The organism is Spirosoma horti (assembly GCF_054776595.1).
Genome location: NZ_BAAHBQ010000002.1, coordinates 585974 through 607450 on the forward strand (window position 1 = coordinate 585974; position 21477 = coordinate 607450).

At 49.5% G+C, this 21477-nt stretch carries 13 protein-coding genes; 7 read left to right on the forward strand and 6 right to left on the reverse strand.

From position 1 onward, the window contains the following. Nucleotides 1-68: 68 nt before the first annotated feature. From ACYVAM_RS06385 to ACYVAM_RS06395, 3 genes are all read left to right on the forward strand, one after another. Nucleotides 69-1667 carry an McrB family protein gene (locus ACYVAM_RS06385; RefSeq protein WP_461065081.1) on the forward strand — a complete coding sequence of 533 codons (1599 nt, stop codon included), beginning with the start codon at nucleotides 69-71 and terminating at the stop codon, nucleotides 1665-1667. Between the two features lie 85 nt (nucleotides 1668-1752). Beyond that, nucleotides 1753-2799: a galactitol-1-phosphate 5-dehydrogenase gene (locus ACYVAM_RS06390; protein ID WP_461065083.1), complete on the forward strand. Its 1047-nt coding sequence runs from the start codon at nucleotides 1753-1755 to the stop codon at nucleotides 2797-2799. A 75-nt stretch (nucleotides 2800-2874) separates the two neighbouring features. After that, nucleotides 2875-3951 (forward strand): Gfo/Idh/MocA family protein, encoded by a 1077-nt coding sequence (locus tag ACYVAM_RS06395; protein ID WP_461065085.1) that lies wholly within the window; start codon nucleotides 2875-2877, stop codon nucleotides 3949-3951. An 87-nt stretch (nucleotides 3952-4038) separates the two neighbouring features. Here ACYVAM_RS06395 and ACYVAM_RS06400 read toward each other — a convergent pair whose 3' ends face one another. Then, a complete protein-coding gene (locus ACYVAM_RS06400; protein ID WP_461065087.1) occupies nucleotides 4039-5349 on the reverse strand; it encodes a RagB/SusD family nutrient uptake outer membrane protein in 1311 nt (436 codons plus the stop codon). Between the two features lie 2 nt (nucleotides 5350-5351). Then, a complete protein-coding gene (locus ACYVAM_RS06405) occupies nucleotides 5352-8540 on the reverse strand; it encodes a SusC/RagA family TonB-linked outer membrane protein (protein ID WP_461065089.1) in 3189 nt (1062 codons plus the stop codon). A 159-nt stretch (nucleotides 8541-8699) separates the two neighbouring features. On the opposite strand from ACYVAM_RS06405, the gene ACYVAM_RS06410 reads away from it, so the two are divergent. From ACYVAM_RS06410 to ACYVAM_RS06425, 4 genes are all read left to right on the forward strand, one after another. Continuing rightward, on the forward strand, nucleotides 8700-10952 hold the full coding sequence (locus tag ACYVAM_RS06410; protein ID WP_461065091.1) for a S9 family peptidase: 2253 nt from the start codon (nucleotides 8700-8702) through the stop codon (nucleotides 10950-10952). Between the two features lie 743 nt (nucleotides 10953-11695). Next, the gene (locus ACYVAM_RS06415) at nucleotides 11696-14887 is read left to right on the forward strand and encodes a SusC/RagA family TonB-linked outer membrane protein (protein ID WP_461065093.1); all 3192 of its coding nucleotides are present in this window, start codon (nucleotides 11696-11698) and stop codon (nucleotides 14885-14887) included. A gap of 20 nt (nucleotides 14888-14907) precedes the next feature. Beyond that, complete coding sequence (locus ACYVAM_RS06420; RefSeq protein WP_461065095.1) at nucleotides 14908-16386, forward strand: RagB/SusD family nutrient uptake outer membrane protein; 1479 nt, start codon at nucleotides 14908-14910, stop codon at nucleotides 16384-16386. A gap of 375 nt (nucleotides 16387-16761) precedes the next feature. Beyond that, on the forward strand, nucleotides 16762-17082 hold the full coding sequence (locus tag ACYVAM_RS06425) for a hypothetical protein (protein ID WP_461065097.1): 321 nt from the start codon (nucleotides 16762-16764) through the stop codon (nucleotides 17080-17082). A 72-nt stretch (nucleotides 17083-17154) separates the two neighbouring features. On the opposite strand, the gene ruvA is transcribed toward ACYVAM_RS06425, so the two are convergent. The 4 genes from ruvA to ACYVAM_RS06445 all read right to left on the reverse strand — a co-directional run bounded on the left by ruvA (nucleotide 17155) and on the right by ACYVAM_RS06445 (nucleotide 21361). Further along, nucleotides 17155-17745 carry a Holliday junction branch migration protein RuvA gene (gene ruvA / locus ACYVAM_RS06430; protein WP_461065099.1) on the reverse strand — a complete coding sequence of 197 codons (591 nt, stop codon included), beginning with the start codon at nucleotides 17743-17745 and terminating at the stop codon, nucleotides 17155-17157. A gap of 109 nt (nucleotides 17746-17854) precedes the next feature. Beyond that, on the reverse strand, nucleotides 17855-19504 hold the full coding sequence (locus tag ACYVAM_RS06435) for a lytic transglycosylase domain-containing protein (RefSeq protein WP_461065101.1): 1650 nt from the start codon (nucleotides 19502-19504) through the stop codon (nucleotides 17855-17857). 94 nt (nucleotides 19505-19598) lie between these two features. Then, nucleotides 19599-21059, reverse strand: coding sequence for an Asp-tRNA(Asn)/Glu-tRNA(Gln) amidotransferase subunit GatA (gatA, locus tag ACYVAM_RS06440; protein WP_461065103.1), 1461 nt, complete (start codon nucleotides 21057-21059; stop codon nucleotides 19599-19601). 98 nt (nucleotides 21060-21157) lie between these two features. Continuing rightward, nucleotides 21158-21361 (reverse strand): Sec-independent protein translocase subunit TatA/TatB, encoded by a 204-nt coding sequence (locus ACYVAM_RS06445; protein WP_460937199.1) that lies wholly within the window; start codon nucleotides 21359-21361, stop codon nucleotides 21158-21160. Between the last annotated feature and the right edge of the window lie 116 nt (nucleotides 21362-21477).

Below are 21477 nucleotides of genomic sequence, written 5' to 3' on the forward strand. Positions count from 1 at the left end.
TCAAATAAATTAACGGTAAACCACCCAAAATCTCGTAAATTCGTAAACGACAATTTCTCTTTCCTGTTTTGACTGATACCCCGCAACAAACACTCATTGACCGTATTCGTGACATTGGTCATCCCGAAGCTGTCCGGCGGTTCTTTGGGTTGTTGAAGGAGTTGATCGATATTGTCAACCTGCCCAATGGCGATGCCCGGCTGGCATTCACCGTGCGGCAGGAAAAAACGGCGATCATTGCCAATATCAATTATTTTCAGGCACTTCGCATCCAGCGACCACGCCGTGTGACGCCACGTGGGGGTGAAGTAGAGTATCACCTGACGGTTAAGAAATCCTGTCAGGATCGGCTGAACAGTATAGAAGAACTGGTTTTCGAGCCACTAACCGAAAAGTCCGATTACCTGGCCGTCATCATTGGTCAATCGAATGTTCACCTGCTTTACCAGCCCGCTTTGCGGACCTGCTGGGAAGACTGCCTGCTCGAACTGGTCGAGAGTAGCAAGCGGGGACCACATTCTGCCCGTCATAACGCCGATGTGTATCGGGCGGCCGAAGACGAAGCTTTTCTGACAGAACTGATGCGGCTGGCTGACGACCCGACGCTAAACGACCGGTTGCTGGACGGTATGGCCGTCGAAGAGCCGGAAGCGGAGTATGACGTTGAGCCGGGAAAACCTGCTCAGTCGCAAAACCTGATCCTGTTTGGGCCACCCGGTACGGGGAAGACGCATGCGTTGCAGCCGTATCTGCGGGAGAATAACGCATTTATCACGTTCCACCCATCCTACAGCTACGAAGAGTTTGTGGAGGGGATTCGGCCGGAAGTGTTCAACGGGCAAATGAGCTACCGGATCCGTAAGGGGATTTTTTATAAAGCCTGTGTTTGTGCCGTTCAGCAGGCGGGTTATGGCACATTGGCCGATTGCCTGCACGACTCGCCGGAAAACCGAAGCCGGAAGCTGAAAAAAGCGCCCGTTTATTATTTGCTGATTGATGAGGTCAACCGGGCCAATGTCGCCAGCGTATTTGGTGAGTTGATTACACTCCTCGAAACCGACAAACGACTTGGTGCTGAGAATGAACTTTCGTTGACCTTGCCCTACTCGCAGGAGCGATTTGGGGTACCGTCGAATCTGTTCATCGTGGCTACCATGAACACCACCGACCGATCAATTGCTCTGCTGGACATTGCTCTGCGACGACGATTTTCGTTTCGCGAAATGCTGCCCGACCCATCCCTTTTGGGCGTCATTGGTGAGGTCGACTTGAGTCAGTTGCTACGCACAATCAACGAACGAATCGAGTATTTACTGGATCGTGATCATCAGATCGGGCATGCCTATTTAACCGGCGTTGAAACCCACGCTGATCTGTGCGACGTATTCCGTAACCGGATTATTCCCTTACTACAGGAATACTTTTTTAACGATTGGGCAAAAATCCAGTTAGTGTTAGGTGACAATCCTGCCTGGGGAAAAGAGCCTGATTTGCGCCTGATTCGGATTAAGAAGAAATACAGCGCTGTCGCTACCAGCAAATTGTTTGGTGAAACGCCGGATGCGATTGATGAGGTTGTTACCTACGAAATTAATCCGAGCTTACAGGCCGGTGATTATGAACAGATACCCGTTGACGCATTCGTTAAGATTTATCAGAAACAGTAACGCGGTGATGCGGCATTCCGACAGGCTGGCCGCTTTATAAAACGAAAAAGTCATTATTCCAGCGGACAGGATGTTCGCACTACTCATGAAAGCGCTCGTTCTTACTCAATATAATCAGTTCGATTTACAGGATGTTCCTAAACCAGCTATTCGGCCCAGCGAGGTATTGGTTCGGGTGAAGGCTGTCGGCATTTGCGGCTCCGATGTGCATGGCATGGATGGCAGCAGCGGTCGGCGCATTCCGCCTATTGTCATGGGACATGAAGCCAGTGGAATTATCGCCGAAGTAGGGAGTGATGTACGCAACTGGGCCACCGGCGACCGCGTTACCTTCGACTCAACGGTGTATGCCCTCGATGACTGGTATAGTCGGCGGGGACAGTATAACCTCAGCGACGGCCGCGAAGTCGTGGGTGTGTCGACGCCGGACTTCAAGCGCAATGGTGCCTTTGCCGAGTATGTCGCGGTGCCACAGCATATTCTTTACGCTATTCCCGAAAATGTCAGCTTTACCCAGGCCGCGCTGGTCGAACCGGTGGCGGTGGCACTTCATGCAGTCAGTTTGACACCCATTCAGATCAATGATTCAGCGGTGGTGGTTGGCGCGGGCATGATTGGGCTTTTTGTTATTCAGGCGCTTAAACTCGCTGGCTGTGGGACCGTCATTGCCATCGATTTAGACGATGACCGGCTCGCACTGGCGCAGAAGCTGGGCGCTACGCATACGATCAATGCCGGAGCCACAGACCCTCAGCAGGCTGATGTACTCACTCAGGTTCAAAATCTTACGCACGGTCGTGGGGCCGATGTTTCCTTTGAAGTTGTGGGGGCTGGCCCAACGGTTAAAACGGCCATTGACTGCGTCCGGAAAGGTGCGACCGTGACACTGGTTGGCAATCTGGCTCCCACGGTCGAGATTCCATTACAAGCCGTCGTGACCCGACAATTGCGGTTGCAGGGTTCCTGCGCCATCAACGGCGAATACGAAGGCGCACTGGCCCTGATCTCATCCGGCCGGATCAATGTCGAAGCGATCCTGAGCGCCGAAGTGCCGCTCGAAGAAGGGGCTGACTGGTTCAAACGACTTTATGCTAAAGAGAAGGGCTTGATCAAAGTCGTCTTGAAGCCATAAGGAGCAGGCTTTTTTGAGTCCCTTTGAGTAGAAGACCTTCAGAAAACGCATTTCGTTGGAATACGTTTTAAAACTATGCCTGATCCCATACGCATTGCCATCATTGGCCCCGGTAAAGTGGCCCATCTCCACGCGAAAGCCGTTTTGGAAACACCCGATGCCGAATTAGTTGCCGTTTATGGCCGTACCTATCAAAAAGCGGAAGACTTCGCCAATCAATACGGTATTCGCGCTTATAGCGACGTGTACGATATGGTCGACCGGGAAAACGTCGATCTCTGCCTTGTTTGCACAACCCACCCGGCCCACCGTGAACCCACCGTGGCGGCCCTCAATGCCGGGTCGCACGTGTTGGTCGAGAAGCCACTGGCGTCGACGCTCGAAGACTGTGATGCCATGATCGACGCGGCCAAACGCAATAACCGTCAGTTGGGCGTCATTAGCCAGCGCCGGTTTTATGAGCCCAGCCAGCGCATCCGACAAGCCATTGATGCGAGTAAACTAGGAACACCGGTACTCGGAACGATTCAAATGTTGGGCTGGCGCAGCGAGGCTTACTACCAAAGTGATGCCTGGCGTGGAACCTGGGCCGAAGAGGGTGGGGGCGTTCTGGTCAATCAATCGCCCCACCAGTTGGACTTACTGCTCTGGTACATGGGCGAAATCGACGAAGTATATGGGGTCTGGCGCAACCTGAACCACCCCTACATTGAGGTGGATGATACCGCTCTGGCCATCGTGAAATTTAAAAATGGCGGTCTGGGCAATATCATCGTCAGCAATTCGCAGAAGCCGGGCATCTTCGGAAAAGTCCATGTGCATGGGCAAAACGGGGCATCGGTAGGTATTCAAACGGATGGTGGAGCGTTGTTTATTGCCGGTATGTCGACCATTACCGATCCACCCGTCAATGACCTCTGGACAATACCGGGCGAGGAAAATTTACTGGCGCAATTCATTGCCGACGATACTGCATTTTTCAACACAATCGACGCGACCGTCCATTATTTCGGCATTCAGATCGCTGAGTTTTGCGAGGCTATTCGCGCTGGTCGGGCGCCTTCCGTAACGGGCGAAGACGGCCGGAAGGTCGTAGCTCTTTTCCAGGCTATTTACGAATCAACCCGAACGGGCTTACCCGTAAAATTCTAAGCGTAGTAAAACAGGAAAGGGAATCGGGAGACACAAGGAAGTAGTAACTCCTATCGTCTCCCGATTCCCTTTCCTGTTTTACTGCGCTTAGTTTGCTGGATCGGTGGGCGTATTTGTGTTGTTGTTACGCTCCGTTAACGGGTATGGGAAGAAATTCCGGTTCCGTTCGGCACCGGTTGCGCCGGGTCCCGGACGGTTGAACCGGCGGCTGTCTTCCAGGCGAAATCCCTGATAAGCCAGCTCAATCTGGCGATTCCGGTAAATTTCCGTCAAGATAGCATCGGCCGTTTGTGCACCCGAATAAGTGGGCAACGCGGCTCCTAATCCAAAGGCATCCTGAGTCGCTGTTTTCGTCAGCACTTTGTTGAGCGAGGTCACGGCGTTCGCCAGATCACCTTTACGCGCATACGCTTCGGCCTGAATGAGCAAAACCTCGCCGGGCAGATAAACCGGAACGGCTGCGTTGTTGGCTGTATAGAATGCCGTTGCAATGACTGGCGCAACCGCCGGATTCGAACTTACTTTAGTTAAAAAACCAATCCGTTTATCGGCTGCATCGGGCGTCAGCGTACCTGTCAGACCAAGGCTGGCATTGGTTGGCTGAAACACGTTCAGGTTGCCAAAGGTGTATTCGAACAATGGGTTGCGCGTGTTATCATCAAAGTTGAAAACCGATTTTTTACTCAGATCAACTTTTGCTGCAGCCGCCAGGGCTTTATCATAATCACCCGAAAACAGGGCATACCGGGCAATCAGGGCCTGAATGGTGTTGGCAATGTCGATGCCAGTCACGATTTTCCCCGCAAAATCAGCCGAAACGGGTGCACTGGCGACCTGCGTGGCCGCTGTTTCGAGGGTGGTGATCGCTTCTTTGAACACCTGCGCCCGAGGCACAAACGGAACATTGTTACCGGTTGTGATTGGTGACTGCTCAAAAAATAGGCCCAGTGTGCCCAGTGATAACGCCCGGAAGATCGACCCATAGCCAACAATGCCGCTTTTTGTCCCGGCATCCGATACCACACCCGTATTGGCCAGGATCAGTTCGGCGTTTGAGCGTACCAGATGACTTTGTGTCCAGAGATTACGAACTACACTATTGATGTTATTGACGTTGCTGGCACCCAGCGCCAGATTCGCTTCATCGGCATTGCCTACATTTAACACGAAATCTTCCCGCGTCGTCAGACCACTACCGGCGGTGCTGGCATATAATACGCTCAACGCTCCACCCGTCGTATAGCGGTATTGAAGGCCATTGCAAAGCGTCATTAGCCCGTCCGGCGAACTAACGGCCTGCGCCTGACTAATGGAGCTGGGATTCAGATATTCCTTATTGCAGGCGCTCTGCGTGAGCATAAGACCCGTAAGGAGGATTGGTATCAGTGTTTTTTTCATGATTAAAATGTCGCCGACAGTTTAAGTTGATAGGTGCGTGGAATGGGGACGTTTCCGAAGTCGATACCACGTAAGAGATCATTGTTGCCTCCTGCGTTGGTTTCCGGGTCGAAGCCCGTGTACTTGTCCCAGGAGTACAGGTTACGGCCAACGAACGCTATGTTGAGCCGGCTGATACTCTTGATAAATGTAGGCAGCGTATAGTTGAGCGATACCTCACGCAGCTTAGTGTATGAACCCGGATCGACCCGGAATTCCTGCGTATTATAGACGCCAAAGATGTAGCCGCGCGGTAAGGTACCGCGTAGTTCCTGTTCGGCATAGTCGCCCAGACCTACGCCCTGACGAGTACGCTTATCGGCGTTGAAGACATCGACACCCTGAACCATGTCAAGCAGCACATGCAACGTCAGCTTTTTGTAGGATAGATTGGTACTGAACGAGCCTGTCCATTTTGGGTTTGGGTTGCCAATGATGACGTTGGCTGTTGGCTTGCTGACATCAAGCGAGCCATCGGAGTTGCGGGCGGGTACGTAATCAATGGCACCATTGCCCTGGCCATTGGCCCGTTCGGACTGTGGAAAGCCCGAAGGTGAAAGCAGGAGAGTGCCATCGGAATTCCGGGCATAGGCACTGCCGTAGAAGACCCCCACTGGTTGCCCAACAATCAGGTTAACCGGTGTTCCTGACGCCGACGAAGCATCGGGGTTGATAATGGGCAGACCACCCAGGCTCAGGACTTTATTCCGGTTGTGGTTGTAAATGAAGGTAACATCCCAGTTCCAGTCTTTGGACTTAATGGGCGTTGCGTCCAGAACAATTTCAAAGCCCTTGTTCTCCATTTCGCCGACATTGTTGACGATGCTTGTTCCGCCCGTCGTTGGTGCCAGCGTCCGGTTAACTACCAGATTTGTAATTTTCTGATGATAAGCAGTTATGCCCAACCCAATCCGGCCACTCAGGAACGACAGATCAGCGCCCCCTTCGAGTTCGCCCATCCGTTCAGGCTGTACGTCGGGATTGGCCAGCTGTGTTCCCGGCACAACGGTGTTCTTGCCCAGGAAACCGACCGGGTTGAACTGATAAAAACGAGCGTAGGAGCCAATACCCGACAGGTTACCCGCTTCGCCATAACTGGCCCGTAGTTTCAGACTGTTGAAGACGTTATTGGAAGAGATATTTTTCCAGAAATCAAGGTCCGACACAATGAATGAACCACTCACTTTTGGATAATACTGGTTGGTCTGCGTGGGCGAGAATTTCGATGACTGATCGCGACGAACGGCTCCTGTAATGAACGCCAGATTCTTATAGCCAAACGTAGCCTGCGCAAATAAGCCGCTCAAGCTGAAGCGATCTAAGTTGTAGGCGAGTGCGTAGGTTGTATTGCTGGCTCCACTGACCGTTTCGATAAAGGGCGACAAATTTTGGCCGCTGTTGATCGTGTAGTCGGCCTGAAAGTACTGGTAGCTATACCCTATTGCGGCATTCAGTTTGAACTTATCGCTGAATTGCCGCTCGTAGGTGGCGTTCAGGTCGTTATTAAACTGTAGCGACTGGTTGGTTGCCGTGGCCGCAAAGCCACCCGGATAGCGGGCGGCAGGTAAACCGGCTACTGCCTGATAGGGATACGGGCGAATGTAGTTTTTGCCGAACTGCGAATAGGCATCAACCCCTACAATGTAGTCGACGCTCAGTCCATTTAGAGGAGTCAGGTTCAACTGGACGCTGTTGATGGTGCGACTCACCGACTGCGAAAACTTCATATCCTCGATCGTTGACAATGGATTCACGCGCGTGGGCTCAACGGCCTGTAAGTTGCCGGCGGCATCCCGCTTGGTGATGTCATAAATATTGTTCGTGATGTTCACCGAATTGATCGGGCTATAGAACACATTCCCGTTGGCTTTCTCATTAGACAGGCTATTGATGTAGCTCAGCCCCACCGATATTTTGGCCCAGCTGGCGAGCCGCTGGTCGACACGAGCGCGGAGGTTGTAGCGCGTGAAGTCGGTGCCTTTGATAATGCCCTCGTTTTTCAAATAGCCAAAGGATACGTAATACTGTGTATTGTCGCGACCGCCCGAAACAGACAGGTTATTATCGGTGCCGTAGCCGGTCCGAAAAATCTGGTCGAAATAGTTGTACCGCTGCACATCGACCAGATTCGTAGCGAGTGGTGTATAAGCCCCATCGCGGTAGATATTGGTCGTCGTTGTGCCAGGATTGGCCGCAATCTGAGCCGCCGAAATACCGCCGATTGGGTACAGCCGCAAGGCCGCAAAGCCAAACTGCTTGCCATACGTATTGACCGGTACGCTTTTACGCAATTCATTGATGTTGAAAGACGTCGAAAACGAAACTTGTGCCTTGCCCGTCTGGCCACGCTTGGTGGTAATAATAACGACACCATTGGCCGCCCGTGAACCATACTGAGCGGCAGCGGCAGCGCCATTAATGACGTTTAGCGTGGCAATATCGTCGGGGTTAATATCCGACAGGCGGTTCTGGCCTACGTTGGCATTGCCTACATCATTGGAGAGCGCCAGTTGCGACACGTTGGTGCTGGCGTTACTCACGATCACCCCATCCACAACATATAATGGATCCGATGAGCCAACCAGCGATTTGATACCCCGCAAACGAATACTGATGCCACCCGCCGGGTCGCCGGAGTTCTGGGTAATTTGAGCCCCCGGTACTTTGCCCTGCAACGAATTGATCAGGTTAGCCGAGCCGCTCTGCTGTAAAGCTGAGCCGGTGATCGTGCTGATCGCGTTGCCTAATTCGCGCTTGGGTGCCGAGAGGGTAGAGCCCGTAACGACAACTTCATCGAGATTGGTTGTGGCAGCCGCTAATTCAGCATTGGCTGTGATCTGCTCCGCATTGCCGAGCGTTACGTTTTGCCGAAGCGTTTCGTATCCGATGGCGGTGAACGCAAGCGTTATCGGGCCAGGTTTTAGAGTTACGGGGAACGTGTAATTACCATCCGCATCGGTTGTGGTGCCAAGGGTTGTGCCAACAATCACCACGGTGGTGCCGGGGAGCGCGAGTTTGTCCGCGTCAGTAACGCGGCCTTTGATCGTGAAGCGTGCGTTTTGTGCGAATGTGCTTGTACAAAACAGCAGGGTTAACCAGAGTATCCATACATAAGGAATACGTTGGCCAACGATGGAGTACCTGTTTATCATAGGTAAGATAGTTGGTCGGTGAATAAAAATGAATAAGTTTTAACGTGAAATATACTTAAAAAAAGTAACCTGGCCCAAGTAGAATCTGGTATCTGCCGTAAAAAATGAAATCCATTTTTTTAGTAGCTTTGAATCTTTGATAAGTTCAATATACACTTCATGACCAATCGAAATAAAGTCAGCTGGCTGTTTAGTATGGCTTTGCTGTTTGCTCATCTGGCAACCGCACAACAGGCCAAACAACGGTACACAAATCTTCAACAAGCCGTATTTTCTGGCGGACAACTGGCTGGCTCACCAGGCCCACGCAGTGTAAACTGGATCGAAGGCGGCACTAAATTCTCGTTCATTGATGGGCAGAATACAATCAAGACGCTATCCCCGAAGGACCAAAAAGAGGGGGTTATTTTCGACGGGAGCCAACTGAAGTTTCCGGGTACCGATAAGCCGTTTGCGTACGGGTCTTTCCAATGGTCAAAAGACTCGAAAAATATTTTGTTTCAGGCTAATTTCCGGCCCGTGTATCGGCGGTCGGGGGTGTCCGATTACTACGTTTATTCCGTAGCTGACAAGAGCCTGAAACTAGTGGCCAAAGATGCACAGACAGCCGAGCTCGCTCCCGATGGTAGCAAGGTTGGGTATGAGCGGGGTGGTAATTTATTTGTGTTTGATTTCGTCACGCAAAAAGAAACTCAACTCACCGACGATGCCAAAGCGGCATTTTATAACGGGCGATTTGGCTGGGCTTATGAAGAAGAATTTGGTTTGGCCCAAGCCTGGGAGTGGTCGCCCGATAGTAAGTTCATTGCCTTCTGGCAGTCCGACGAGCGGCAGGTTCCGACTTACAAACTGACGGACTACAAAGGCTTCGATGAAAAGTTTGACTCGTTGCCCTACCCGCGCGTTGGTGACAAAAACCCGACAGTTCGTATTGGTGTGATTGAGATTGCCAACAAAGCCAATCCAGGCGGGGCCAATCCAGGCGGGGTAAAGCAATGGATGAAGGTAAATCTGGAGGATGGTTATATTCCACGCATTTACTGGACTTCGCAGGAAGGGCAACTTGCCCTGATGCACCTGAACCGCAAGCAGAATCATTTACGTCTGTTTATGGCCAATGCCCGCACGGGCGAAGCCAAACAAATTATGGAAGAAAAGTCGACGACCTGGGTGGATGTGTTCGACTTTTTTGCGGGAATCAATCACCTGATTTACTTTCCGGCGGGTGTTCAGGAGTTTTATTGGGTGTCGGATCGGGATGGATTTGCCCATCTGTATCGCTATGATTATACCGGGAAACTGCTCAATGCGGTAACCAGTGGCAAATGGGAGGTCAGCTATGTTCATCATATCGACCCAAAAACCAGAAAAGTCTATTTTACCTCTACAGAAGCATCGCCCATGGAACGGCAGTTGTTTGTAACGGATGTGGATGGTAAAAATAAGCGTCGGCTCACGACCATACCGGGTCGGCATGCGGTCAACTTTTCGCCTAATGGACAGTACTTCATCGACAAATATTCGAACGTGTCGACTCCCACGCAGGTGGAGTTGCGCGATACGAAAGGCCAACTGATCAAAGCGCTGGAAACGAACAAGCGGGTGGCAGATTACATAGCCAGTCACGACTATTCGCCTAAAGAATTAAGTAGCTTCAAAACATCTGACGGGCAGCAGATCGACATTTCGATCATTAAGCCGCTTGACTTCGATCCGACGAAAAAGTATCCGGTTATGCTGGATATTTATGGCGGCCCGGGAGCGCAGTCGGTCTATAACGATTTTGCCACCACGGGCTGGCATCAATGGCTGGCGCAAACGGGCTATATCGTTGTTGGGGTAAATAACCGGGGCAGTGGAGGCTATGGCCGCGAGTTTGAGAAAGTAGTCTATGAAAAGCTGGGGAAATACGAGAGCCTGGACTTCGCCGAAACAGCCGCCTACCTGGCCAAACAACCCTGGGTAGATGCCAATCGGATGGCCATTCGTGGGCACAGCTACGGCGGGTACATGAGCAGCTATACGATGCTGACCCATCCGGGTGTATTCAAGGTCTCTCTTGTCGGCGCTCCCGTAACGGACTGGCGGCTTTATGACTCGATTTATACCGAACGCTACATGGGCCTGCTGCCCGAAAATGAAGAGAAGTACAAGGTCAGTGCTGTGTCGACTTACGCGAAGAACCTTGCCGGTAAGATGTTCATTGCCCACTCAACGATGGACGAAAATGTGCACGTTCGGAATACCTTCCAACTGGTAAATGCGCTTGAAGACGCCGGGAAAGATGCCGATCTCAGAATTTATCCACCCGGTGCTCATGGTGTTGCTTATAGCGCTGGTACGCAGCTTTTACTGTTTCAGCAATACACGAATTATCTGGAAACCAACTTAAAAGGTACGCCTGTAAATTAGAGGACGCCTTCGGTACACTAAGGTCAAAAACGCCTAACTCGCTTCATGCCGGTTGGGCATTTTTGTTAGGACACCGCCGAGTTGCTCTTTCGGGTGAACAACCAATGAAAAGTGAGCAACCATGTTTTGTTATGGTAAACGTTATGCGCTGCTCTACACCACGAAGGTAATGAGTAGTTACAGGGAATAATACAAATCTTACTATGATATAAAGTTTTAATAAAAGAGAGAAAATTGATATAAAATTTTGATAAAAATTAGCAGTACTAATAATTTATTTTGATATTTTGAAAAATGATAAATAATAATAAATTTTATATTTTTTGATTTAAATGAGTAATAATAACTAAATAAAATATTTTATTTAGTTATGTGCTATTTTACACTTAAGTATATACGGGTTTATTGGAGGTTGATAGTTAGGCAGTTAGGTAATATTGACCGAAATAAGCCGAGTTAATTTTATTTTTCTAAATAGTCAATTAATTACATAAGCTGTCATAGGTTTCACTGCTATTAACTACCAAGTATTGCTTAAGTTTCAACTAACTTTTCAATTGACATTATATATTTCGTTTAATTCATATTTTGTAAAATTTTATTCCCTTCTTTTCTTAGTAAAAGTAGAATTATTGGAATATTGCAAAAATCCTTAGCGGAAAAGTATGATAACTCATGTTTCATGAATTAACTTTGTATTCCTGTAATAGGGTTTTACCACATATTTTAATTTTCATCATCTTATGAGCAAAATTTTATTGGGAAGCTGGCTTCTTTTGCTACTTTTCTGTTTGCCCGTGCTGGCACAGGATGTAGCAGTCAGCGGACGTGTCACTTCATCAGACGACGGGTCTCCTTTACCTGGAGTAACTGTACAGGTAAAAGGCTCCACAAAAGGTACAAATACCGATGCGCAGGGTTATTACAAAATAACGTCTGCACCCAGCAGCCGGTTAGTATTCAGCTTCATTGGCTACGTAAGTCAGGAAGTTGCTGTAGGCAATCAGACAACGATCAATGTTTCCCTCGCAGGGGATTCGCAGCAATTGAGTGAGGTCGTTGTGATTGGGTATGGCACCCAAACCCGGCAGGATGCAACGGGTAGTATTGGTTCCGTAAAAGGATCGGCCATTGCGCAAATGCCCATTCAAAGCTTTGAATCAGGACTGGCTGGCCGCACAGCGGGTGTACAGGTTACGGTTCCCAATGGTGTACTGAATAATCCTCCCGTTTTCCGGATTCGGGGTACAAATTCTATCTCGCTTAGCTCTTATCCGTTGATCGTTGTGGATGGCGTGCCTACGTTTACTGGTGATCAGGGTTCTACCAACGCGCCCAGTAACCCATTGGCCAGTATCAATCCCAATGACATTGAGAGCATGGATATTGCTAAAGATGCTGCGGCCACAGCCATCTACGGAAGCCGGGCAGCCAATGGCGTTGTTTTTATTACGACCAAACGCGGAAAATCGGGCAAAGTAAAAGTGAACTACGATGGCTGGTTAGGGTTTTCGAATACCTATCGCCTGCCTGAGATGTTGAATGCGAGCGAATACATCAAATTCAAATCGCAGGCGGTTGCCAACAACCCAACGGCTTCTGCTGTAAAATTTACGCAAACCAACGATGCGAACGGCAACCCGATTGACACCCGTTGGTATGACTACATTTACCGCCAGGGCGTTTCGCAAAGCCATAACCTGAATGTTTCGGGAGGTAGCGAAAACACAAACTATTACTTTGCCGTCGGTTATACGGGGCAGCAGGGTATCCTTCGCCGGAATGATTTTAATCGGATGAACGTGTTGTTCAACGTCGATAGTAAACTAGGCAAACTGTTTACTGTAGGTGGTAAAATAGCCTTTTCGAATGAGAAAAACCTGTCTTCCGGGACATCAGGCTCTTTGAACGGAGAAGCTTACAACACCAGCGGTTTAGGTCGTGTTGGCCTGGTACTGCCTCCGATTCTGTCGCCGTATAACAATGATGGTACCTATAACCTGAACGGGTCGGCAATAGGTTACGCCAATAACATCGTGGGTACATCCATTTCGTATCCTAACCCGCTCCCGATGCTGGATCAGAACCGGTCGAATACGGAAAACAACCACGTTCAATCCAACGCCTATATCCAGTTTAAACCGCTGAACTGGATCACCTTGAAGAGTACCTACGGGATCGACTATCTGTTGGTAGATAACGACTTGTTCCAGTCGCCTGTCAGCAGTGATGGGTATGCTTCTTCGGGTAACGCAACGAGCAACTTCCGTAAATTGAAAACCTGGTTGTGGACAAATACGGCCCAGTTTGATCACTCATTCGGCGGTGCCCATAACGTAAGTTTACTACTCGGTCAGGAACAGCAGCGGACTACGCAAACCGGCTACGGATTGAACCGTCAAACCCTGTCTGATCCAAATTATACGGTTATTCAGGCAGGCTGGGTTACCAGTAACGCGTCCAGTCTGCTGTATACCGAGAACTACCTATTATCGGGTTTCGGACGACTGAACTACAATTACAAGGAGAAATATTTCCTCAGTGGCAACTTGCGTCAGGATGAATACTCGGCCCTTGGCGTGAAAAAAGGGACTTTTTATGGTGCATCGGCAGGTTGGGAAATTGCCCAGGAAGGTTTCTGGAAGAATGCCCATCTTGATAATGTGTTCAGTAGTTTCAAAATTCGGGGCAGCTACGGGAAAGTCGGAAACATTGGCGGTATCAATGATTACACACCTTACTCGCTGTATGGATCTGGTTTATACGGTGGAGCCTCCACACTCTATTTCCAAAGTGTGGGGAACCCAAGTCTGAAGTGGGAAACCAGTACGAAAACAGACGTAGGTTTTTCGTTTGGCTTGCTGAATAACCGGATTACGGGAGAGGTCGCCTATTACAAAAACGATATTGATAACTTAATTCTTAATGTCGCCCAGGCTCCTTCTACCGGGATACCCGGCCCAACCGGTCCAGTAACAACGGTTACATATCCTCCTCAAAACGTTGGAAAGATGTATAATAAGGGTCTTGAGTTGTCCTTCAATGCCCGTGTTATCAATTCCAAAAATTTCCAGTGGAATTCTAACTTTAATATAACCTTCAACAAAAACGAAGTAACGGCGTTAGCGCCTGGCTTGAACGTACTCCAAACGTCTACATCGTCTCTGGAAACCGTAAACCAGACGGCGCCTGGATATTCGCTCGGACAGTTATGGGTGGTTCGTACGGGTGGCGTTGATCCGGCAACGGGCAAACGCATTTTCATCAACTCTGCCGGACAAAGTGTTTATTACCAATACTATGCGGCTCCTGGCGAGTACAACTACTCGACTACGCCCGATGGCAAAACCCGCTACGTGAATGCTTCGGGTGGAACGTCCATCACCCAGGCGGCCGATGCGGTCATGTACGCCAATGTGAACCCAAAGCAGTATGGTGGCTGGGACAACAATTTCAGGTATAAAAACTTCGATTTGAGTGTACTGCTAACCTATCAACTGGGTTTCAGCGTCTATTATGGTACCAATTCTGGTTTGCACGATCAGCGTTTCTGGAACAATGCCCGTGATGTACTGACCGATGCTTGGCAGAAAGAAGGCGATACGGGTAAAAAATATCCGAAGCCTGTCTTCAACGACAACGTTTCCAATGGGTCGTCTATTCCTATGGATATTAACGTGTTCAAAGGCGACTTCCTGAAAGTTAGAAGTGTCATGCTGGGGTATAATCTGCCAACAACGCTGGTGACAAGAATCGGAATGAGCAATCTTCGGGTTTACGTAAGCGGACAGAATTTGGCCGTACTGACGAAATACCCGGGTCCAGATCCAGAAGTATCTTCAAATGGTGCCAGCAGCGCCAGTGGCCAGGGTGTTGACCGGAACACAATTGGTAATGCCCGTACCATCACGGTTGGTCTTAAAGCTGGCTTCTAATTCTGACAAGAAACGATATCATGAAAAAAAGAATAAATTATTCGGCAATCATCTGTCTACTATTGATAGGAGTCAGTTCCTGCAACAGAGATTTGCTTAACCCAATCCCGCAAACGTCGGTATCGGATGCATCGGCGTTTAGCACCACAACCCGTGTACAAACGCAGCTTCTGTCGCTTTATGGTGCCCTGAAAGATGGCAATTTTTACGGAGGCCGGTATATCGTTTATGGCGATATTCGGGGGGAAGATTTCATTAACGAAACCTCTAACCTCGTTACGGGTTCGGACGTCTGGAGCCTCAATGCAACCAACAGTTCAACGGCGGTTGTAAACCTGTGGTACTACGCGTATCTGACCATCAATAAGTGTAACATATTTCTGGATGGTATGGAAGCCGGCGGGACTACCGTAGTGGGTGCTGAAGCCGCAGCTAAATACATTGCAGAAGCGAAACTGATCAGAGGGCTAACTTATTATAGCCTGCTGCAGTATTACGCCCGCCCCTATGTCGACGGAAATGGCAGCAAGCCGGGTGTACCCCTGCGGTTAAACGGAATTCGGGGCGTTGGCCAATCGAATCTGGCTCGTAGTACCGTTTCTGAAGTATACGCACAGGTGCTGAAAGATCTGAACGAAGCCGAAGCAGGGTTACCATCAACCTACGCTACGGCTGCCGATAACACAACCCGGGCGCACAAGAATACGGCGATTGCGCTGAAAACACGCGTGTATTTAAGCATGCAGAATTACGCTAGTGTTATTACGGAAGCCAATAAAATTGTTAGCGCAACGGCGCCTTTCAAAGCGCCAACGGGTGTGGCCAACGCCTTGCAGGCTGATATTGCTACCATCTTTACAAACTACACGACGACGGAATCGATTTTCTCGATGCCCATGACCACCACAACGGGTGATTTTCCGGGTACGCAGAACCAATTGGCTTATTATTTTTCGCCAAATGTCGCCAATGGGGGTGTAGGAAACGGCGAGTATTCGCTTAACCCGAAAGGAATTATCGCGGAGCCTACCTGGACAGCTACCGATAAAAGACGTGCGTTTGTAAAGCAGTCGGGTACGGGTGCTGCCGCGAAAAACTGGCTCATCAAGTATAAAGCTCCGAGTCCGTTTACGGATTATGTACCTGTTATCCGGTATGCCGAAGTATTGTTGAATCTGGCTGAAGCCAAGGTTCGTAGTACAAATACGGTCGATACGCAGGCGGTTGCCCTGCTGAATGCCGTTCGGAACCGTTCGGATGCTGCAACAACATTTACGACCGCCAACTTTGCCACCTCAGCTGATCTGGCCAATGCCATTCTGTTGGAAAGACGAATCGAGTTTCTGGGCGAAGGCCTACGGAATAATGATCTGGTTCGCCTGTTGCAAACGATTCCAGCAAAAGGAACGGTGCCCGCTAAAGCAGCTACGGAACCCGGTTATATCTGGCCAATCTCGTCGTCTGAGCTAGCCTTGAATAATCTAGCCACAGATAACTAATCATTTTTGGCCACTAACATAAAAAGGATGCCCGGTGCCGGGCATCCTTTTTATGTTAGTGGCTATCCCAGCGTCTAAATGAGCTGTGTTTACGCATATGAATGATACACGGCTATTGATTACATAAATGGATCTACTTTTTTAGACACATACTAAATTGCTTAAACTTCTTAAAACGCGTTGCTATTTATTTCACTGGTGTTCGCAGAGTAATGTGTTGATTATAAACTATTTAACTTAATTTATTTAGTTTCTATAGATATTGTAGAATAAAAAGATCAGCTAATAGCCTGTTAAACAAAATTGTTTTGTGTCTGTTAGGAATCATTACAATACCTTACACGATTGAGTACACTACACAAAACGTCAACTGTTATGAAAAAATTAATCATTGCCGCGTCGGCATGCGCGCTGCTAGCGGTAGCACAACCCGGGTTTTCACAGGCTGTTCAGGAAGGAAAAGCGGCCAAAAAAGAAATGAAAGCCGAAAAGAAAGTGGCTAAGGCCCAGGAGTACAGAATGGAAGCCAAAACCCACAAGGGATTAGAGGTCAAGGGCATTTCTGATCCGAAAACGAGAATGGCCAAGGCCGATCGGAAAATGGACAAGGCCGAAAAGAAAGTGCTGAAAGGCGAGGCAAAAGAACTAAAAGCGGCAGCCAAAGAGAAAAGTAAGCAGGCGGCTGGTGTAAATTAAACCCTGTAACGAAAAAGTGTAAGTGAACGGCTGCAAAGTCCTTTACTTACACTTTTTCGTTTCCAGTATGTCTTAGCGTAATGCCCGCCGGATAACGTCTTCGACACTCAGGTCCGGGTCTGCTTTCAGCGCATCATCGACGCTTTTCTCAGCTGTTGGTTTGGGTAGTCCCAATGCCACCAGCGCAGCCAGCGACTCTTCCCGAACAGGGTTTGCGGCTGGTTGCTGCCGGTACGTAGGCCCATCGGGCACAACGCCCGACTTTTTCATTTTGTCGCGAAGTTCGAGGATGATACGCTGCGCCGTTTTAGCGCCAATCCCCTTGATTGCCTGCACAGCCCGCACGTTTTCACCCAGGATAGCCAGTCGCAGATCGCCGGGCTGCATCGCCGACAGCATTCCTAAAGCTGTGTTCGGCCCAACGCCCGATACGCCAACCAGGTCCAGAAATAAGCTCTTCTCATCGGCATTTGCGAAGCCATAAAGCGCCTGTAAGTCTTCGCGGAAGAGGTGATGAATAAATAGTTTGATCCGATCGCCACCACCGGGCAGAACGGCATACGTTTGAAGTGATATATGAACTGAGTAACCAACTCCATGTACATCGATAATGACGAGAGTGGGTTCTTTATAGGACAGTGTTCCGTCTAAATAAGCAATCATTATTTGGTTGAAAAGCTTGTTTTCTAGCGTGTTATATGAGTTAAAGATACGAAAAACCCATGACTTTTCTGTGTCAAGTCATGGGTTTGATGAGTCAGTTTAGCCAAGGCTATCCTACGATCAGCTTCTGTCCGGGGCGAAGCGAGTTGCTTCGGATGTGATTCAGTTTCTTGAGCCGGTCGATCGTCAGACCATCGTAACGCTGCGCAATGTTCCAGAGCGTATCGCCATCCTGGACCCGATGGTAGCGTGGTTTGTAACGTTTGGTTTTAGCAATCTCCTCGGCTTTCTTACGCCCCTTCGACGTGCCCTGATCGGCTAGTCGTTCAGCACGGGTTTCGGCAACCTCTTTAAGAATAACCAATTTCTGGCCACGCTGAATTGTGGTAGACCGCAGATGGTTCCAGCGCTTTATGTCGTACAGTTCGACGTTGTACCGGTCGGCAATATCGCCCAGGTTATCGCCCTTCCTGACAACGTACGTTTGTTTCTTTGGCTTGCGCAGCACCACTGTTTCAATGTCCTCCTCCGGTTCATCGGCCGATTCTGCTACGGCTAGTTGGGCGGATAGTTTCGTTGATTTGCCCGCATTTTTTGCCGCAACGGCTTCCTCTTCAGTTAGCGTTGCTTCATTATTGATGCCCGCCAGCGGATTACGACTTAGGGCATTCCAGGCTCCCATGGAGTCATTACCGTAACGAACCTCTTCGGCATTAGCTAGCAGGATGTGCTCCATAACGCCTGGCCGCTGGCTTGCCGAATCCAGAATCGCCCGGCGACGGCTGGCGAAGTAGCCGTATTGTTGACGGGGTACCCGCAAGGGATATCGGTTTGTATATTCGGGCAGAATGGTGGTTGTAATGGCCGGATTCATCTTCTGCAAATCGGCCAGCGGCATTGTGCTGTGTTTAGCAAACGTTTCGAGGTTGAAATAACCACTCACCTGAATTGTATCGTGCGGGATAGGGTACTCATACGTTTCGGCAACAATGCCATGATCGTTGGCATGGTTCATCAGATACGTGAACGCGACAAACTGGGGAACATAACCCCGGGTTTCCTTGGGTAGTGCATCGAAGATGGTGTAGAATGAATCACCCCCCGATCGGCGCATAGCTCGTTTTACAGCTCCTGGTCCACAGTTATACGCGGCCATGGCCAATTCCCAATCACCAAAGATGTTATATAAATCGCGAAGGTATTTGCAGGCGGCTTCGGTTGCTTTGACGGGGTCCATCCGCTCATCGACATAATCGTCCTGATACAAACGAAGGTCACGACCCGTACCCGGCATTATCTGCCAAAGCCCACCGGCTCCCGCATGGGAAATGGCCCGTGGGTTCAGCGCTGATTCGACAATGGACAGATACTTAAGTTCATCGGGTAAGCCATACTGGGCCAGCATTCGTTCGTAAAGTGGAAAGAAAAGGGGCATTCGTTCCAGCATAGTCTTGGTGGTGCTGGCCTTGCGAAAGGTAAAGTAGTCCACGTAAGCCTGAACAGACTTATGGTAATTCAGCGGAATACTTTTCTGCAACTTCGCCAGCCTCTCCCGCAATACACTGTCGGGCACCGTTGGCACCAGGGCAATCGTATCTTTTTTGACGATACTACTATCTGATTGAATCGTAGGATTGGGCTGGACTAAGTTGGCCGGGTCCCGGCGGGGCACCGCTGGATTGGCGTAGGCCGTAGACAATAGTCCCAGAATCGTACTCAACAGCCCCAATCTTAACAGGCTACGGTTCATGTAGTTCATATAGATTTCGTTCAGTTAGGTTAATGATGTATGACATAGGGTGTATGATATTCTATACATCCTATGTCATACATCATACATAGTGTATCCTATATCAGCTAGCCAGCTCTTTTGCCATGGCAATCAACGCACCCTCGGCAAAAGGAGGAGCCATTAGCTGTAAACCAATTGGCAATCCTTGTCCATCACCAAGACTGTTGTCCGTGCCGTTGGGAATGGATATGGATGGGTAACCAACTACATTGGCCTGCACCGTGAAAATATCGGCGAGGTACATTTGTAATGGATCGTCATCTGGGCGTTGCCCCGTTTTTTCACCCAGTAAAAACGCGGGTGTTGGTGTTGTGGGCGACAATAAAAAATCGTACTGCTCAAACAACTGTTCGGTCTCCCGACGAATCAATCGACGAACTTGCTGTGCTTTCGTGTAATAAGCGTCGTAATAGCTGGCGCTCAACACAAATGTGCCCAGCAAAATCCGCTTACGAACTTCGGCACCAAACCCTTCTGTACGGCTTTTTTTGTACAACGACAAAAGGTCCAAAGGTGATGCATTCGTCGATACACTTCTGTAGCCATATCGTACACCATCGAAACGTGATAGGTTGGAGGATGCTTCGGCCGTTGTCAGGATATAATAAGTGGGAAGCAGATACTTAAGAAGCGAGATATCAACGGGTTCTACCGTGTGTCCTGCCTGTCTGAGTGACTCGATCCTGGCAAGAGTCGCTTCCCGGATGGCTGGATCAACCCCCGCACTTTCTACGCCATCGCGCAGATAGGCAATGCGGAGCGGTCGGTCAGGGAGGGTAGCCTGGGTATAAGCGGAAACAGGCTGACTGGATACGGTACTGTCTAACTCATCGGCACCGGCCATAATTTCGAGGAGCAATGCTGCGTCATCGACGGTATTGGCAATGGGGCCAATGCAATCGAAAGAAGAGGCATAGGCAATTAAACCCCAGCGGCTAATACGTCCATACGTTGGTTTCAGGCCTACAACGCCACAAAAGGCGGCTGGCTGACGAACGGAGCCACCCGTGTCGGAGCCGATACTGGCCAAACAAAGCCCGGCTTGTACGGCCACCGCCGAACCACCGCTCGATCCGCCGGGGACCCGGCTGGTATCGGCCGCGTTGAGAACCGGACCAAAGGAAGAGTTCTCGTTCGATGAGCCCATGGCAAACTCATCGCAGTTTTGCCGACCAATAATAATGACATCTTCGTCAAGTAGCCGTTGAACGGCCGTTGCCGTGAATTGAGCCGTAAAATCAGCCAGTATATGGCTTCCGGCCCGAAGGCCATGGCCGGCATAACTAAGCACATCTTTAATGCCGATCACCATACCGGCTAATCGGCCAGCGGTACCGGCAGCTATTTTTTTGTCAATTATGTCGGCTTGCTGTAAAGCATCGATGCCATAAACCTCGGTAAACACGTTGAGGTGACGATGGGCATCAATGCGGTCGAGGTATTGCTCGACCAATTGACGGCAGGTGACGGAGCCGGATTCGATATCGGCCTGAACGGAGGAAAAGCTACGGTATAGTGTCAAAATAGCAAACGTAACATGGAAACCCTACAAAGCAGAAACAGACAATCAAGCGGCTCCAATTCGGGGCTGCTTAATTGTCTGCCTATAAAAAGATTAGACTATTTCTCGGACTCCTTCAGACCTTCTTCAATATTTTCGCGAACGTCTTTGGTTGCGTCTTTGAATTCTTTGATGCCTTTACCAAGTCCCCGTGCTAGTTCGGGAATCTTTTTAGCGCCGAACAATAGGAGCAATGCCAGGAAGATAAAAATCATTTCCTGACCGCCCAAACCCATAAATGCCAAAATGCTTGCCGAAATCATATTTCCTGGGATTTGAATGTATGCAAAATTAACAAAACTCTCTCGTACAATCTATTAAAAGTCGGTGAAACTTACGCACCAGCGGGCTGTTTGGTTTCAATCGATGCGTTAATGTT

Excerpts from the sequence above, each read along its gene's own strand:
- ACYVAM_RS06435 (WP_461065101.1), bottom strand. The coding sequence starts at position 19,504 with ATGAACTACATGAACCGTAGCCTGTTAAGATTGGGGCTGTTGAGTACG.
- ACYVAM_RS06425 (WP_461065097.1), top strand. The coding sequence starts at position 16,762 with ATGAAAAAATTAATCATTGCCGCGTCGGCATGCGCGCTGCTAGCGGTA.
- ACYVAM_RS06445 (WP_460937199.1), bottom strand. The coding sequence starts at position 21,361 with ATGATTTCGGCAAGCATTTTGGCATTTATGGGTTTGGGCGGTCAGGAA.
- ACYVAM_RS06415 (WP_461065093.1), top strand. The coding sequence starts at position 11,696 with ATGAGCAAAATTTTATTGGGAAGCTGGCTTCTTTTGCTACTTTTCTGT.
- ACYVAM_RS06420 (WP_461065095.1), top strand. The coding sequence starts at position 14,908 with ATGAAAAAAAGAATAAATTATTCGGCAATCATCTGTCTACTATTGATA.
- ACYVAM_RS06395 (WP_461065085.1), top strand. The coding sequence starts at position 2,875 with ATGCCTGATCCCATACGCATTGCCATCATTGGCCCCGGTAAAGTGGCC.
- ACYVAM_RS06390 (WP_461065083.1), top strand. The coding sequence starts at position 1,753 with ATGAAAGCGCTCGTTCTTACTCAATATAATCAGTTCGATTTACAGGAT.
- ACYVAM_RS06405 (WP_461065089.1), bottom strand. The coding sequence starts at position 8,540 with ATGATAAACAGGTACTCCATCGTTGGCCAACGTATTCCTTATGTATGG.
- ACYVAM_RS06400 (WP_461065087.1), bottom strand. The coding sequence starts at position 5,349 with ATGAAAAAAACACTGATACCAATCCTCCTTACGGGTCTTATGCTCACG.
- ruvA (WP_461065099.1), bottom strand. The coding sequence starts at position 17,745 with ATGATTGCTTATTTAGACGGAACACTGTCCTATAAAGAACCCACTCTC.
- ACYVAM_RS06410 (WP_461065091.1), top strand. The coding sequence starts at position 8,700 with ATGACCAATCGAAATAAAGTCAGCTGGCTGTTTAGTATGGCTTTGCTG.